The 15,913-nt window shown below is 44.1% G+C and carries 13 protein-coding genes; 3 read left to right on the forward strand and 10 right to left on the reverse strand.

All coding sequences use genetic code 11. The features are described 5' to 3' along the window. Window positions 1–31: 31 nt before the first annotated feature. The 9 genes from ACO08I_RS00760 to ACO08I_RS00800 form a co-directional block, all read right to left on the reverse strand. A complete protein-coding gene (locus tag ACO08I_RS00760; RefSeq protein WP_421948181.1) occupies window positions 32–4,495 on the reverse strand; it encodes a PKD domain-containing protein in 4,464 nt (1,487 codons plus the stop codon). Window positions 4,496–4,724: 229 nt separating this feature from the next. After that, window positions 4,725–5,486: a hypothetical protein gene (locus ACO08I_RS00765; protein ID WP_421948182.1), complete on the reverse strand. Its 762-nt coding sequence runs from the start codon at window positions 5,484–5,486 to the stop codon at window positions 4,725–4,727. Window positions 5,487–5,865: 379 nt separating this feature from the next. Beyond that, a complete protein-coding gene (locus ACO08I_RS00770; protein WP_421948183.1) occupies window positions 5,866–6,486 on the reverse strand; it encodes a hypothetical protein in 621 nt (206 codons plus the stop codon). Between the two features lie 114 nt (window positions 6,487–6,600). Next, complete coding sequence (locus ACO08I_RS00775) at window positions 6,601–7,218, reverse strand: hypothetical protein (protein WP_282779888.1); 618 nt, start codon at window positions 7,216–7,218, stop codon at window positions 6,601–6,603. Between the two features lie 31 nt (window positions 7,219–7,249). Continuing rightward, entirely contained in the window at window positions 7,250–8,197 is a 948-nt protein-coding gene (locus ACO08I_RS00780; protein WP_282779890.1) for a hypothetical protein, read from the reverse strand. 8 nt (window positions 8,198–8,205) lie between these two features. After that, on the reverse strand, window positions 8,206–9,153 hold the full coding sequence (locus tag ACO08I_RS00785; protein ID WP_282779892.1) for a DUF6175 family protein: 948 nt from the start codon (window positions 9,151–9,153) through the stop codon (window positions 8,206–8,208). 13 nt (window positions 9,154–9,166) lie between these two features. Further along, window positions 9,167–9,661: a hypothetical protein gene (locus ACO08I_RS00790; RefSeq protein WP_282779894.1), complete on the reverse strand. Its 495-nt coding sequence runs from the start codon at window positions 9,659–9,661 to the stop codon at window positions 9,167–9,169. After that, window positions 9,661–10,554 carry a hypothetical protein gene (locus ACO08I_RS00795; RefSeq protein WP_421948184.1) on the reverse strand — a complete coding sequence of 298 codons (894 nt, stop codon included), beginning with the start codon at window positions 10,552–10,554 and terminating at the stop codon, window positions 9,661–9,663. Before ACO08I_RS00795 ends, ACO08I_RS00790 begins: the two co-directional genes overlap by 1 nt. 17 nt (window positions 10,555–10,571) lie before the next feature. Next, the gene (locus ACO08I_RS00800) at window positions 10,572–10,877 is read right to left on the reverse strand and encodes a hypothetical protein (protein ID WP_282781574.1); all 306 of its coding nucleotides are present in this window, start codon (window positions 10,875–10,877) and stop codon (window positions 10,572–10,574) included. Between the two features lie 417 nt (window positions 10,878–11,294). Between ACO08I_RS00800 and ACO08I_RS00805 the strand changes: the two genes are divergently transcribed. After that, the gene (locus ACO08I_RS00805) at window positions 11,295–12,788 is read left to right on the forward strand and encodes a hypothetical protein (RefSeq protein ID WP_282781576.1); all 1,494 of its coding nucleotides are present in this window, start codon (window positions 11,295–11,297) and stop codon (window positions 12,786–12,788) included. 123 nt (window positions 12,789–12,911) lie between these two features. Here the strand turns inward: ACO08I_RS00805 and ACO08I_RS00810 are convergent, their stop codons facing one another. Further along, window positions 12,912–13,046, reverse strand: a complete 135-nt coding sequence (locus ACO08I_RS00810) for a hypothetical protein (protein ID WP_282781578.1) — start codon at window positions 13,044–13,046, stop codon at window positions 12,912–12,914. A 224-nt stretch (window positions 13,047–13,270) separates the two neighbouring features. Here ACO08I_RS00810 and ACO08I_RS00815 point away from each other — a divergent pair, with 224 nt between their 5' ends. Together ACO08I_RS00815 and ACO08I_RS00820 are read left to right on the forward strand one after the other, a co-directional pair. Further along, window positions 13,271–14,683, forward strand: coding sequence for a hypothetical protein (locus ACO08I_RS00815; RefSeq protein WP_282781580.1), 1,413 nt, complete (start codon window positions 13,271–13,273; stop codon window positions 14,681–14,683). A 43-nt stretch (window positions 14,684–14,726) separates the two neighbouring features. After that, on the forward strand, window positions 14,727–15,905 hold the full coding sequence (locus tag ACO08I_RS00820) for a hypothetical protein (RefSeq protein ID WP_282781582.1): 1,179 nt from the start codon (window positions 14,727–14,729) through the stop codon (window positions 15,903–15,905). Window positions 15,906–15,913: the final 8 nt, after the last annotated feature.

Raw genomic sequence — 15,913 nt, forward strand, 5'->3', positions numbered from 1 at the left:
TGCGCTGCTCATGGGTTTTAGTCTGACTGGATTACCGTACGACCATCATGGTCTTCGCTTCTGTGTACGCTTCCGTACGGAGCCGGTATTGATACAGCCCAGACTGTAGTTGTTGCGTTGAGATATTCAACTCGCTAAAGCCCTGTGGGAAGAGCTGCTCGTAACTGGCCACTACCCGCCCGAGCGGATCGATCAGGTCGAGGGTTGCCCGCTGTGCAAAAGGCAGGGAGAACCTGATCCGGGTCTCTTCTTTTGCCGGGTTGGGCACATTCTGATATAGATAGTAACCTGCCTGCTGACCTGCTCCTCCATTCGAGGTCAATGCCTCCCAGTCCAGTTCTACCTGATACTGGCCAAGGTTCACATCAGTGGCTTCGGCCCGCATGGTGTTTGTATTTATCCACAGCAGATCGCTGATGGTGGTATTGCTGTTCAATGCCTTAAAACGCAGGGTCAGGACCGGAGTCTCTCCGCTCAGGGATAAGCCACTGCCGGATGGGTCAACCCAGGACATTCGCAGGCTACCTGCCATATCATCGTGGTAGAACTGAGGCTGGATTGCCTGACTGGCACTCACAAACCCGTGGAACTCCAGTTCTTCAACGGCGTATTCCAAAGCCAGCTGCAGGCCCCCCATGTCTTGAAAATCTGCACTGGTGAATGCCAATTCAAAGAAATCGCCTGCCTGGACTGCCCGGTCCGTCAGCTGTAGTTTGACACTTGCTGCGTTACGCACTTCGATGGGATCATCATCCATCAAGCTGGAAGGGTCTGCATTGCCCAGGATGTCTCCTACCTTCACTCCGACGAAGTTGAAAGTCGTATCATCCTGAATTTGGTCGACACTCACTTCTTCCGGATAGGTGAGCACGAATCCCTGATTATTCATGTTAAAGTCTGTCAGTTCAGAATAGTACTCCGGTACGAATGTCCACGACTTGCAAAGATCAACATTAGGATTGCCTACAATGACCTGCTGTACGCGGATGATATCTGCGGCATTGATCGTTTCATTACAGTCCGAATCAGAAGCGACCATCTGGAAAGGGGAGTTATACTGGCCGACCGGCCCCGGCCCAAAAACGGTGTATTGCTGCACCAGGAACAACGGACCGGTGGTCACCCCATTGACCGGATTAGTTTCCTTGACGCAGTAAATCTCTACGTCCTGACCGGCATCCACATTATCGAAAAAGTAAGTCCCATCCGGCCCGGTAGTCTGCGTGGAATCCGGATCGACGGGTGTACCCGCAAAATCCAGGTTGACATCGACCAGGTTGACCGGGCTGAAGTCTTCCCAGAAATAAATCAGGCCATCCAGATCCGCGCTTTCAAATATCTTGACCTGCCCGTCAATCAGCAGGATGTTATCAATTGTGCCAATGACCCCATTCTCAAAAATGGTCACTTCCAGGCGCGTAAAAATATTAGGGTCGTCGTCGATAAAAATATCAGTGGAATCACCTGGATTGCCGGAAAGGAGCACATTCACGAAAAAGAGCGTATCCGCCCCACCGGAGGTCGTCAATCCTCCCGGAGCCAAAGCAGAAAACTGCCCGTTGGCATCATTGAATTGGATATTCCCGGCACTAATCAGGTTGCCGGAAAAGCCCTGGAATTCGCCAACGCCAGCCGTTTCAAACCTTAGAGTGCCCTGCAGCGCAGCCAGCGTACCGGTATATTCCAAAAGGATGACCGGCACGGGCACCACCTGCCCTTCGAAGCCCATATTTTCTCCTACATCGAGCGCAACCTGCCCGGCATTAGGCTGTACGGTGACTGTTTTGGCAATTTCATCGGTACCACACTCATTCGTCAGGGTCAGGGTTATCGTATAAATACCCGGAGCCGCGTATACGTGGCTAAAGCCCGATGAAACAGAACTGGAAGTATTCCCATCTCCAAAATCCCAGGACACCTGATCGATCAGGGTCGTTGCCGGATAGGACAAGTTGGTAATACTGACCGTGGTGCCGTTCACCTGCGCATCAAAGTCCGCTACCGGTATATCCTGCACTTCGATGGTCACTTCGGTAACGTCCTCTACACCATCGGCATTTTCTGCCTCCAGTCGCACGGTGTAGAAGCCAGGCTGAGTGAACGTGATGGGCCCCGGATCTTCGGTGGTATATAAACTCGGCGTCACCCCGTCAATGATCCACTGATACGCTACAGCATTGACCGAGGTATTATCAAAAGTTACAGTCAAAGGAGCGCAGCCAAGCGTTGTACTGGGCTCAAAGCCCGCCTCAGGGGCAGGGGCAGTAGTGCCACCGCCGGTAACGGTAACGCTGCCCTGTGTTATCCCTGGTCCACACTCAAAATCAGTAAGGGTCAAAGTAACGGTGTAAGTCCCTTCTGCCGCATACGTATGCGAAGGCAACGTATCCGTACTGGTAGTGCCGTCTCCAAAATCCCATAAGATGGAGTTTACATCTGTTAGGATCGAAGTATCAAAAGAGAAATCAACGGTCAGGTCAGAAACATTCGTATTTATACTGGGAGCTGTTATAGCCCCATCATTCCCAATCACAAAGTCAATAGAGGCCGTACACCCCTCTCCGTCGCTAACATCAGCCGTGTAACTACCGGGAGCCAAGTCTGTAAATACACCTGCCCCATCGTTTTGGATAGAGCCTGGCGTGGGCCCACTCAGGTCGTAGCTATACGTCGGGATACCACCCGAGGGGACGATAGTCACTGCTCCGGTTGGTTCGCTGCAGCCGGCGTTGATGAGGTCGGTGGTGGTTAGGGAGAGGTTGCAGTTGGAGGTGGTGCCTGTGACGTTTACGTTGTCTATGTAAATACCATCTGATCCTGCCCCCCCTGTAGAGAAGTTATTTTCTCCTCTCTGCTGGAAACGAATAACAAATTCATCAGTAAAGACTACATTATTAGCTATTGCTAAATCTGAGACTGAAAGGTAAATACTGTCAAAGTTGTTTTGTAAGGGGTCGGGGAAATCAAATACCTTAGAAAAGGAATCTCCTCCATTATTACTAAAGTAAATACCATCATCATCATCAATGATCTCATTGTTTCCTCTCAGGAAAAATGTCATCTCCACATTTGTCTGGCTGTTAAGATTTAAGTGTAAATCTAAAGCGTTAGTTGTAAAGATTCCATCGCCATCACATCTTCTGCCTATCGCTACACCCCTTGAATTGTTTATTCCTCTACTATCTTGAATAGCAACTACTCCCATCGGGCTAGTAATCGCATTACTTGTGCTTATTGTTGAGGAAGCATCTGCAAAATTCCATGCCCAAGAGCTTCTAAATAGCGAATTTTCAAAATTATCTAAAAAGGGTCCTTGAGAAAGATTGTGATATACAAGACCGGGATCGTAAACACGTACATCATCAAGGTGAATACCACTAGATCCGAAGCCCCCTGTAGAGAAATTATTTTCTCCTCGTTGCTGAAAACGAATAACAAATTGATCGCTCAAATTGAGTCCAGCATCTGCTGCCAGACCATCAACATCAATTGGGGGGTGCTGTCCATAAACATTATTGCACCACTCGCTTGGATACAAATCCAGAACTTTTACAAAGTTTTCTCCTCCATCGCCACTGAAGTATATACCATCATCATCATCTGATATATCCCCAATATCTCTTATCCAGAACGTTAACTCTACATCTGTTTGTCCACTAAGGTTTAGATGCAGATCTAATGCATTAGTCGTAAAAATACCGTCCCCATCGCATCTTCGCCCCATAATTACCCCTCTAGAGTTATCCACCCCTTCTCCATCCTCTAAAGAAACTCTTCCCATAGGACTCGTGACTGCATTGCCTGCACTTACAGTTGATGTAGCATCAGCAAAATTCCATGCCCAGGAAGCATCAAGCAACGGGTTTTCGAAATTATCCTCAAAAGCCCCTTGCGATAAATCATAATATACTAAACCTGGATTATAAACACGAACGTCGTCTATATAAAAGCCATTAGAACCAAGCCCCCCGAAGGAAAAGTCATTTTCTCCTCGCTGTTGGAAGCGGATGACAAATTGACCATTGAGGCTAAGACCATTATTTGCCGCCAGCTCATCGACATCAATTGGAGGATATTGTCCATAAGTTCCATCACACCATTCACTCGGAAAAAAGTCAAGAACCTTAAAAAAGTTGTTGCCTCCGTCATCACTAAAATAAATACCATCACTGTTGTCTGTTACGTCATCGCGGTCGGTTATCCAAAAAGATAGCTCCACTTCCGTCTGACCGGACAAATCAATAGAAAGATCCAAAGCACTAGTCGTGAAAGAACCATCTTGATTTTTTCCAATCCTGATGCCACTAGTGTTATTTAGGCCTATGCCATTTGCACGGTCAACGACTCCATCCGTACCATCCAAATTAGGTTGTGGCGTCCAATAATCTGGATTCAGGTCGCTTGCGTCGAAATTATCAAAAAACGGGAAGGGCGCCTGAGCAAAAAGCCCGCCAAAAGCGAAGGTTAAGAAAAGTAGTGAGACAAAGTTTTTCATGTGTTTTTCTTTGTTGTTTTTTGAAATAGAATTAGGTACAGGGGACTTCAGCACGAGCGGCCATCATCAGGCAACTAACTGCAGGCTTATGGAAATACCCACATCAATCAGTCATTTTGGATCAGAGACCTAAAGCAATGATGTGGCACTCCGGATAAGATGCCAATTCAATTGCTCGGAAAAGGCTTTCTACTATTCAATACTCACATCAATCTCTACACTAAGAGCCTTAGATCAAATCCTCCTCATTGTAGTTTTTCACATCTGAAGGATCAGGAGGAACGGCCCGCACAAAGTCAGCAGTTTTCCTGACCTGATAAAAATGATGTAAAAGCATAAAATAGGGCGCGATTAGCACGATCCTTCCGAAAAGGCTTGAATCCGGATCTCCCCAAAGGCCTATCAACAGATAATGAAGGAACAGTACCGGAGTAAGCAACATCGTAGAAATGGCGACTCCCTTTACCGGGAAAGGCAGAGATTGACGAACCATCAACAACCGGACTCCTCCCGTGAGATATACTAGTAAAGGTCCGTAAACCGCGGTCTGAATCAAGAAAAGCAAAATTGTAAGCTCCCCTGAGTAACTATCCCTGCTGCAATCTCCAGTGACCATACAAATGATAACTTCAGCACTGGTTCCGTATAGCATTTCTACCCAATCGGTAACATAGAGCACCAGATAAATGATGGCGAATAACACATGCATGCCTATCATACCCAAGACTGCATAATTAGAATACGCATCATCAGTCTTCTCGAAATAAGCCCGAAAATAATTCCAGGAGCGTACAGCCAATACCGTAGTGGCTATCATCCCGAGCATCGTCATTGGCCAATCCAAAAAAAATACATTGATAGCCAAAAAAGCAGCTGTCGTATAGATGGCTTTCTGGTAATCAAGCCCTGTAACTGCAGCGACCTCACTATAATCTATTCCCGGTTTGGAATAAGAAGAATTGGCGTTTTGAAATTGTTTTTGGGAATGCATGGATGATCATTGTATAATGTGAGGGAGTTTTTTAAGTCTGTTCTTCACTTAAAGCAAGCGGTATAGAACGGATATGGCTTCATCCGACTACGAAAGGGCTGGAGCAACACCTGACCGTCATACCTAGTTACCTCCTTTAGCAATCAACGAAACCGAACTGGTCAAATCAATCCTCAGCAAAGGGAAAAAATGCCTAGTGGCTCAAGTTCTAAGTCTCTGATAATTAAGCCCCCGGAATTTTGTTCGCTGATGAAGCCTGGAAACGCAGGCGTAGCCGAAGCTACGGCGAGGCTTTTAGGTTGCATCAGCGGGCAAAAGGGCAAGGCTTGGGTTGTCAAGGATTTAGGACTTCAGCCACTAGCTTCCGCAGAGGGACTTATTACAATCGCTCTGAAAATCCGTCCGAGTCAAATGCAACCCGTCCTTCGCCTTCTTCGATCCAATAATTAGATGGGTTCCCTTTGTTGTCTAGCATGAAGTTGGCATAATAAAAATCTTTAATTCCAGTCTCTGAAATTTCTCCGGAAATAACATTCACAACGCTTGCGGTTTCCCCGTTATTTTCGGAAATAACCTCCACAAATACAGAGAAGCGGTTACCGTCCCCCACAATGAAGCTCCCAAGCCCATTACCCATTTCAGATCCGTTCTCATAATCCATCATGATGGTCAATTCCCGGTCGTCCTGCTCTTTGAAAGTCACGTAGTAATCTTGAAATTGATACCCTGGAATATCTGATTGTCGATTACTTGCCAGAAGAATAAATGGAGATGCAACAAAACGGCCTTCTATATTTGGTGGGTCTATGCCACCGTATATGGGCAAACCCAGATCCTCCATTTCATCAAGGATCTCCTGTGGCACCAGGTCGGTCACGTCCCGGGTCAGGCCGTCCTCATTCACTTCCGGAGTATTGTCATCTTTCTCGCAAGAGGATAGCATCAATATACTACTTAGGATCAGGCTGACCAGCAATGCTGGTATTCTTGTCGTTTTCATATTGGTAAATATTTATTGTTGAAATTCTTTACTTAGGGAATAATGACAGCCGTTTTAAAGCAAAAGGCAGTGTTTTATTTATACCAATTGCACCGCGACTCAAGACATAGCAAATCACTTCTCGATCGAAAAGCTCCCTGCCATCGTGTTTACAGTTTCGGCGACTCCCAGATCGCTGTAGGCATCAACCGAAAAAGTGCCTTCCAGCAGGTTATTGTTGTCCTTGGTAATGACAATTGAACCACTATAATTTTGGTCGTCTGAATATAATAAACTGAGCCCCCCATAGATAGCTTCTTCAGAGGTAACCCCATCATCAGTATATTGCGAATAAAAAATCCACCAAAGCCCGCTATCTTCCACATTACCGTTAAACCCAAAATAAGGATAAGTTCCCGGACCATCATAGTTGACAATTAGTGCTCCAAAAACCTTTCGAGGTGTGAAAGAATCATCCTGATAATCAATGATACCAAAGGAAATCGCCTGATTATAAAGGGTATCATAATTAAGCGTTCCTGTTGAATCTTCGATAGCAAAGTTGATAAACGTATCAACTACACTAACATACCCAAGTCCGTTCACCTCGTAGCCCTCTCCACTAAAATCAAAATTAACTTGCCCAGTTCCCAGAGAATTGCCCCCATCAGGTTCAGGTAACCCATCGTCATCGCCACAGGAGACGAAAACGAGAGAAAGTATAGTCAGAAAAATGTAAGATAAGTATTTCATAAGGCTGAGGCTCTTTTGTTTAAATAGTAGATTATTTGATAATGGTCCAGTAGCTGTACTGTCGTTGCCGGCTTTGCCAATAGGCAACGGCTATATCCCGAACTGCTGATATCCGCTGTTGCTCCAGTGCCACCCGGTCTGCAAAGCTTTCCTTGTAGTGGTTCCATCGTCTCAGGTAATCTTCTTCTACTTCCCGGCTAGCTTCAGCGATCATCTCTTCCGCTTCTGTGAAACAGTCTGATTCAGGATCAACTTTTTTTAGGATAGATAGCCCGGAAGCGAAGTCATTCCTTGCCAGATAACCTTTGGCACTGATTACAATCCTGCTACATTCCTGATTGAGGTATTCTTTATACAATCGCTGAGACTCCGCAGCTGCTTTTTCATAACAGGAGACCTCCTGTGGAATGTTAAATAGCAAGCTGATAGCCTCTTCCATAGCCCCCGTTTTTGACAGTTGATCAGCTCGGGCAATCACCTGATCGCAGCGGTCTTCATAATACCGAATAATTTTCTGCTTAGCTTTGCTAATAAATGACGACCAAACAGGCGCTCTAACATCGAATTGGCTCAACGCATTATTAATGGCTTGTCCACGGTTGCGCCCCGAACCTGTAAGCTTCACAGACTCTGAAGCAAAGACAATACCTTCCTGTGGCTGCTTAATGAACAAACTCAGTTCCATATCCACCACCTGTAGTAACTGCATGCCCGTACTGATCTCCCGCTCGTCGTAAAGGGATAATACCGGATATAGAATCAGGTTGTTGCTGCCCGATGCGGACAATCCATTAGCAGACAGTACTGTACGCAGCCGGGTTTTTACTTTTTGCAGCTGCGCCTCGTCAAAATCATCGTGGGTTTCTGGCGCCACAATGCCTATACTTAACCACTCAGCGGAGCCTCTTTGCCCTGCCATTGAAAAGGAAAAGAACGAAAGGAATGCTAACGCTAAACTCCAATGAAATAATATTTTCATGATCGAGGTTATTGAAAAGTGATGATTATACTCCCTCCTCTGATTACCCGTTTCACCCGAATACGGGTATCAGGATCATCTGAAAGTTTCAGGCGGTTAAAGTACTTGAGCACTTCGATGGAGAAGAGCGAAGGAGTATAATTTCTGTCATTCTCGTCTCTTAGCGGGATAAACAACTGATCTATAATTACTGCAGTTGAGGTGATTCCAGAGACCGAGTAATTGTTTTTGTAGGCGGCTTGTCCAGCCCATTCTTCTATGAGAACAGACAAAGGAAGATAGTCATCTCCTACCGGACTATCCATGTCATACATAGCATTAGGGCTAAGATTAAATTCGAGCCGAACGGGCCTTCCATTCACAACAATGCCATTAAACTTAGATTGCATAACGGCGAGAAAAGCCTCGAGTACCGTTTCCTTGCCTGCTCCGGAATCAACAGCATCTTTATTTTCGGAAGACATAGCTTTTTCCACAAGTTTGCCATAATCTTCCGTGTAAAACATAGGACTTGCACTGGTCTTATTCGCCAAAGAAGACCCGGTAAATGCATCATAAGCAGTGAGGATCAGGCGTACGCTGTTTCCGCCGGAGGTACGGACAGGCTCCACTTCGACGTCCACGTATATGTCGGCCCCTGATTGCTCAATAATCTGCTTTTTCAAATCCGTTCGTGCATCCGTTGTCATGACTTGATCTACCTGAGACGCTTTGAGCTTCCCAAGAAAGTCCACGGTTGTAAAACCTTCTCTGTCAAAAGCTTCTTTAACCTTGGTAAGAGCAACCCTACGGATAATATCCGACTCGAGCACTTCCCTGATATCTTCCCCTTCTTTTGCAAAGGGAACTACCATAATCCGCGGCTGAGCCTGTACCACTTCGCCATCACTCTGTGCCTTTAATGGCGAAACAGACATTAACAACACAGGCACTAATAACAATAAGTATTTTGACATCTTGCATTTCAATTTAGTAACCAAATTTCCTGACCGCTCCCTGTTGCTGCAGGTGCTTCTTTAGCGCCCGGTAATTAATGTTCATGCTTTTACTGACAATGATATTCCGGCTGCCTTCTACTTTACCAATTTCAACTGCTTCTTCCTGACGGGAAACAAACCGCAGATAGGTTCCTTCTTCAAAGAAACGATCAAAGAAAGAGCGATTGGATTCGGCACCATCCGCCTGTGAAACCATCGGTAGTTCCAAAGGCTCAAAGCCAGGCACACCCTGAAAAAGAATATTCTCAAAAGCGGTGCGGAAAGCATCCTTATTGGCATCTTCAATATTCTTTCCATAACCCAGAGCAGTTACAGCAATGACGCCAGCAACGGGATTACTATTGTAGGTTAACTCTGCCGTCTGAGGGTACTGTTTGGCCTTACAGCCACTGATCATAAGTATCCCTGCAGCCAGGAGCCCAAAAAGAAAAGCAGGAATCTGAAGGGCAGTGTGTTGCTTTATCATTATTTAGACTGTTTTTTAAGGAATACCTTCTCGTCATTCTCTCTGCCAATAAGGTTCTCTCCTCCGGAGCGAACCTTAAAGCGGATATAATCCCCATTGAAAGATTGTATTTGCATTTGTCCTAAAACCTCTTCAAGCTTACCTGTTGTCCCATCTGGGTTATTCACAATTTCCTGCTCTATGATATCGAAACGGTCTCCTTTTTTCAGCCCTTTCTGATTTTTGTAATACACCAGTACGGATTCGACACCTTTTTTAGTGCTTACTTCTTCATGCTTGGTAATCCTTAACTGAAGCGGGAAGTGACGATCAATAAAGTTCTCAATTTCTTTTTCGAAACGTCCCTCTGTAGCTATTTCCTTAAGAATGTTTACTCCTGTCCTTAATGCTGTTGAGTTACTGCCCAAGTTGGTGACATCACCTATTAAATCCTCATTCAGGCCTGTAGCCACATCGATTGGGCTACTTCCTTCTTTTGATAAAACCTCGCTAGCAATAATCTCGGTCGTTTCCACATTGACCACACTGAGGTGCACGATTTCTCCTTGTTCTCCCTTCGCGTTAATGACATGGCCTACAATCATATACTGAGCTCCCTTACTTACGCCCTGCTGTACCGTCTCTCCATCGATAAAGTCTACTGTTTTCTGTAATTCCCTCTCCTTGTCGATATAAATCAGGCTGTTACGATTCACAACAGACAACCGGTTGGCACTGGTGATGATTGCTGTGACCTGCTTCGAAATGCGCTCAGCTTCTACGGCTGAGACCGTAGCATGTGAGTAGGAAAATGGAGCAACAGCCACTGCAAATTTGTCCTGTGCCTGAAGCAGGGAACTCATAGTCAAGAATGCAGCAAAGAGTAACCCTATAATTAATTTTAAGTATTTCATGATTTTGTCTTTTTTATTTAGTTTTCTGAGCTTTGACATTTTACCCCGTAGTAGGAGAAGTTCTCAATACCATCGAGGTAATAAATAACATCTGCAGAAACATTAATTCGGTCTGAAATTTCATATAGTGCGCGTACCTGCAGCCCCATGTCTTCTACATCCGTCCCATAGGCGACCCCACCAATAAGCATTGCTTGTCCATGGACGGTGTTTAAGGTTACCATACACAATAGGGCAATAAAGATTACCTTGACAAAGGACTTGTTATGACTAGCCAGGAATGACCGAGTGGTTGAAGTCCCAAAAAATAATTTTTTCATCATAATTGGGTATTTTGTAAATTAGTCTTTAAACAAAAAGCATTAGAGTATTTGGTCTTTTGTTTGATAACCAAAAGGCTATAAGGAACCTCACACCTCACGGTATTTCACGCAATCTTTTGAAGACTATTCTCACCATTTCCACAGAAATACATAACTTAGTTGCAGCAACAGCACTACAGGGCGCTTAGCCCAATATTTCATGACGGTCAATTGCCACTTAGTAAAAACAACAGTCTCACCCTTTCCGGAACTGTGCTGCCTGGGGTTACTCATTACTCCGTAATTATGTAACCAAATTTAGGTACAGTGCCTTTGGGGGACGAATGACGAAAATTTTGCTTATTGCATTTTAAAGGACTGAAACTCTTTGCTTATATTGCTTTTTTCGGAATATAAATCATTCAGAATTAAAGTTTTATGGCTTCTGATGCATATGGTGATCTTTACATTTCCTGCGGGGGGAAACAATTATTTAAAAAGCAATTAGAAAGTTTGTCAGCATATTTTGCCATTTTGCCTGATGGAGATGTTAGTGCTCTTAAAAAGTTTTTGGACTCTCCATTTTTGGTCAGCAACAGGCGGCTTTGTCCATTATTCTCCACGCTCTTTGCAGCTTATCAATCTTCAAATAATTTTATACAAGGTAGCGCCCTTTCAAAAAAACTTTATGGGCATACTGATATATTGCAGGAGCAGCGTAGGTTGAAAAAAGACTTTAAGCAGTTGGAGGAAAGTATTAATCGCTTTTTCGCCTATCAGTTCCTGCAAGAAAATCCTGCAGAAGAATCAAGGCTTTTTATGCTTGCCCGGAATGGGAAACCAGTAGAAAAGTATAGACCAAAGTTCAGAGAAACTCATAGCAGGAAGATGCTGGGGGTTCAGACTTTACTTCACGAATGGGTTCAAAATCATTTCACGTATTTTACAACTGAGGGTTCTTATAGCATAAAGGAATTTGAAGTGCTAAAACGGGCAATGAAATGCTTCGAAGATTTGGAAGGTTTAGTCAAAGCCTTTTATAGAAATGAATTCATTTCAGGGTTGAAGTTTTATAAGCTCGAAGAGGAACCTAAGCTTGAGCAGACAAACGCTCCAAATACGCTGACTCAAGTATACGAATTGCTTTCCGAGTTGCGAAAGAGCAAGAGTTTTAGAAAAAAGATATTAACAAGCATCCTTGAATTACAAGATAAGCACTATCAAGAATGGCTGCCTATACATCGGTTTTCGGTTTGGCAATACACCTTAAACTATGTTACAGCGATAAGTAGAGTTTCTCGAAACAATTATATTTCTGAACTTGAAAAATTACTTTCTCAATTTGAAGAGCAGAAAATGTATCTGACCTTTGATCATTTACCGAGATCTGTATATTTGAATATTGTAAAGATAGCACTACTGGCCAATAAGATACAAAAGGCAGAAAAGTTGCATAGTAGGTTTGCTCCCATGCTTCTTGAAAAAGAGCAGCCTTTAACAATCATTCACGCAGATGTTTCAATACATTTTTATAAGCAGGAGCATAAGGTCGTATTGAAAAAACTGGCTGAACATTTTGACCGCTACAAAATGCAGGATCCTTATCATGATGGCTTACGGTTAAAGTCCTATAGGCTTAGGAGTGCTATGGTGCTGGCTGAAGAATCTGGTGATTGGGATGTTTTTGATAGGGCTTGTTCTGACTTTGAGAAGTTTTTATATCGCAAGAAAGTGGTTTTTGACTCAGAACGTACCCTTTATTACGAATCTTTTTTACAAAAAATGCGGGAGTTAAAAAGGGTGCTGTGTTCCCCCGTATTGGAGCGGAAGAAGGAGTTTGAGACTTTCCGAAGTGAATTTAAAAATCAAAACCCTGCGTCTCATGCTTATAATTGGATAGCAAATTTTATTGAAAATCAAACCATTGTTTAATTGAGCGCCCCAGGGCAGCTACTGACATGTTTTGTTGCTTCAGACGCAAAAGATGCTCTGATTTTGATTGTAAAATCAATCTTATATCAGTAGTGCCCTGGTACGCATACAATGAACTCTTTCTTAGTCGTCAACGACATCAATGATAATCACTTCAGTGCCGTTGCTGCCATCTTGCCCGCCCTTTATGGCTTTTTGCTCTGATGAAGAGAGGTGTTGGGCTGCTGCTTTTTTAAAATCCTCAAACGATACATTCATTTCTGAAAAATTGAAAGGTGAAGCAATACCCGACTCCATGCAATGGCATAGTACCGCAGGGCATGAGCTGTCAGCCACGCTCGTGCTGTACTTAGCTTGAGGTCAGCATGTTGTCGAGAAGTATGCTTCAAAAGTAAAAGCAGGGGCAACTCCGAAAAAGAGCACTCTGGCAATCATATAGTGTATGGGGATTTCTGGAAATTTATGTAGCTTTACGAAGAGATATGAAGAAGTTTCCCCACTTTTATAAGGCTAAAGACAATGGAGTCAATGTTCTTGTCCTTGCACCTTTAATGGTGGAGTATCTTGGAATCCGATCCATGTTAGTCTCTGTACAGGATTTTATTGACCCGAAGACCAATATTGGCTATTCTGTAGGTTATCTGCGGGGAGTGAGCAATAAAGTTCGAATCGCTCTGCGAAAGTGTGGGAAAGGACGTTTGGCTGTGTCCGAAGGTGTAAGAGAGGGATTGGCTTTGTTTACGCCTGAATTATTAGTCTTGTTTGGTACAGCCGGTGGCCTAAGAAAGGTGGAGATTGGCGATATCGTTGTTGGCACGGCGGGCTATGATTATGAATCCGGGCAGGTAGGGGACAATCATTTTTTTTCACGGCCAATGGGCTTGCCAGCAAATCGACTTTGGATAGAGAAAGCGGAACAGCAGGCACTACAAAAAACATGGAAGCTTGGCCTCCATCCTTCAGCTGCCTCAACCCCCAAAGTGTTCTTTGGCCCTGTGGCTAGTGGTGACAAAGTTTTACAATCTAACACAGCGCCTCTTGCACAGATGCTTAGAGAGAGATTTAATGATGCAATAGCACTGGAGATGGAGGCTTACGCTTTTTTATACGCTGCCAGTAAGTATCCAACTGTTGATACCTTAATGATTAGGGGGATTGCAGACCGGCTTGGAGACAAAGTGGATGCCAACGCTAATAATTCCAGAGAACTGGCTGTAGCTAATGCGGCTGTATTTTTAAAGTGTTTATTGGAAAAAAATCCAAAATGGATCCCTGTTATTCCTTTGGGGGTATACAGTCGAAATTTAGCTTGGGTAGTTTTTTCAATAGGGGTATTAATTACTGGGGTTTTAGTATTTCCTGATTTGCAAAAACCGGTAGTTACTCTTGGTGCTTTTCCAATGGCAACGGAGGTGCTGGAACGAGATACGATAAAGGCTGAACCCATAAATAAGACAGAAAGAACCGCAGTTTTAAAAACGAAAGCTGAGCCAGTTGTTTCGAGGGATACAACTGCCCTATTAGAGGAGGTTGAGGAATTGAAGTCCGATACAACTATTAATTTTGCTGAAGCAACAACAGATAATGTAAAGCCTGATTCAATAAGGACTGCACCGCCACCTCCCCCAACTGATGAAAAACCGGAAGATGAAAAACCGGAAGATGAAAAACTATTTCTATACAAAATTTATGTTTTTAACTCAGCAGGCAGACGGCTTTCTGGAGCTTCTTATATTATTGATGGCGAGCCCGCTTTAAGAGTCGGGAATAAATTCAGGCTATCTGCTGGCAAACACGAACTTGAAATTATTGCCGGACAACAGCCACCATTCAGAACAATTATAAATGTACCCTCTCGTGACAATGGACAAACTATTATTAATTGGGAGTTTTAGGAGAATTAGGGCAGTCTTAGGAATCCTATTGCTCCTAACCTCGATGCCTGATACCATTATTGCCCAATCGGATAGCTTATCCGAAAGCGTCAAGCTGTTGGTCGTTGATTTTGAGGGAGGAAGTGGATATGATCCATTTTTGCTCAGGCAAATGGGGCAGATACTTTCCTATGAGTTGGAACAATTTGCATTACCAGTTTTATCTCTGGAAGAACGTAATCGCAGGATCTTCCTTCTTTCTCATTATCAGGAAGATGTGCCAGACTCTACGAGATGGAATGAATCACATCCCAGGCCTGATTATCTTTGCCGGGGTATAGTGACTGAAGAATATCTTACTGTTAATATTGTTCAATTTCACGATGAAAAGCCAATTGCCAGGGCTAGTATTCGAAACAGGGGCAGACTTGAGCATAAAGTCAGGCGACTGGCAGAAGAATTAGTTAGGGCTTTATTAAATTCAAGGTATCAAAATCTGTCGCTCAACCAATTAAGCCTGATGGGCGTGCGATTGCCAAAGGGGCAACAGTATACCTGGCTGGATCCTGATTTTAAAAAGTCCAGCGGGACAAATTGGGTTGAAGTTGATCGTAACGTTCACGCATTGAGAATAATTTTAGAAACACAGGGCGGAGATACTGTTCAGGTTGGGCCTTATCCCGGCCTGCAGCCCAATACGCATCGGCTATGGACGGTCAAGTTAAATCAGTTCGAACCTGGTAGTCTCCGGCCAAAAATCCATTCTTTAAGCTTGAGCAGCCAGTTTTTTGCCTACCAGCAGCACCCCAGTTTAGGTCTGTCTGTCGATTATCATCTTGCTGTTTCTGGAAAGCTATCTTTGGGAGCTGGAGCAAAAGGTCTGCGATTGCCAGTTGAAACTCAGGTAAACCCATTACCAGGATTTGAGACTGACCCTATACTGGAAGAAGAATTGCTGTTGCTCCCATCAGTTTCGGCAGTTTACAAACGCTATGCTTCTCAGGTCGGATTATTTTATGGCGCTGAACTTGGGGCTTTCTTTCTTAATGCAGGGGGGTATGCTTCTTTCTTCACTGGTTTCGGTCGTTTCCCGTGGCTACAGTTGAAAGCAGGGTTTGATTCCTTCAATGCCAGCTTACCAAACCGATCTTTTCGCCTTAATCATCAGTATGCTAACCTCGACTCAATAAAAGAGCGTGTATCCCTCTTTTCTGTTGGTTTACAATGGAATATATATCTTTAAAAACTATT

The sequence above is a fragment of the Phaeodactylibacter xiamenensis genome, assembly GCF_965229835.1.
GTDB lineage: Bacteria > Bacteroidota > Bacteroidia > Chitinophagales > Saprospiraceae > Phaeodactylibacter > Phaeodactylibacter xiamenensis.

Coding starts and splice junctions, on each gene's coding strand:
- ACO08I_RS00760 (WP_421948181.1), bottom strand. CDS start 4,495: ATGAAAAACTTTGTCTCACTACTTTTCTTAACCTTCGCTTTTGGCGGG.
- ACO08I_RS00765 (WP_421948182.1), bottom strand. CDS start 5,486: ATGCATTCCCAAAAACAATTTCAAAACGCCAATTCTTCTTATTCCAAA.
- ACO08I_RS00770 (WP_421948183.1), bottom strand. CDS start 6,486: ATGAAAACGACAAGAATACCAGCATTGCTGGTCAGCCTGATCCTAAGT.
- ACO08I_RS00775 (WP_282779888.1), bottom strand. CDS start 7,218: ATGAAATACTTATCTTACATTTTTCTGACTATACTTTCTCTCGTTTTC.
- ACO08I_RS00780 (WP_282779890.1), bottom strand. CDS start 8,197: ATGAAAATATTATTTCATTGGAGTTTAGCGTTAGCATTCCTTTCGTTC.
- ACO08I_RS00785 (WP_282779892.1), bottom strand. CDS start 9,153: ATGTCAAAATACTTATTGTTATTAGTGCCTGTGTTGTTAATGTCTGTT.
- ACO08I_RS00790 (WP_282779894.1), bottom strand. CDS start 9,661: ATGATAAAGCAACACACTGCCCTTCAGATTCCTGCTTTTCTTTTTGGG.
- ACO08I_RS00795 (WP_421948184.1), bottom strand. CDS start 10,554: ATGAAATACTTAAAATTAATTATAGGGTTACTCTTTGCTGCATTCTTG.
- ACO08I_RS00800 (WP_282781574.1), bottom strand. CDS start 10,877: ATGATGAAAAAATTATTTTTTGGGACTTCAACCACTCGGTCATTCCTG.
- ACO08I_RS00805 (WP_282781576.1), top strand. CDS start 11,295: ATGGCTTCTGATGCATATGGTGATCTTTACATTTCCTGCGGGGGGAAA.
- ACO08I_RS00810 (WP_282781578.1), bottom strand. CDS start 13,046: ATGAATGTATCGTTTGAGGATTTTAAAAAAGCAGCAGCCCAACACCTC.
- ACO08I_RS00815 (WP_282781580.1), top strand. CDS start 13,271: ATGAAGAAGTTTCCCCACTTTTATAAGGCTAAAGACAATGGAGTCAAT.
- ACO08I_RS00820 (WP_282781582.1), top strand. CDS start 14,727: ATGCCTGATACCATTATTGCCCAATCGGATAGCTTATCCGAAAGCGTC.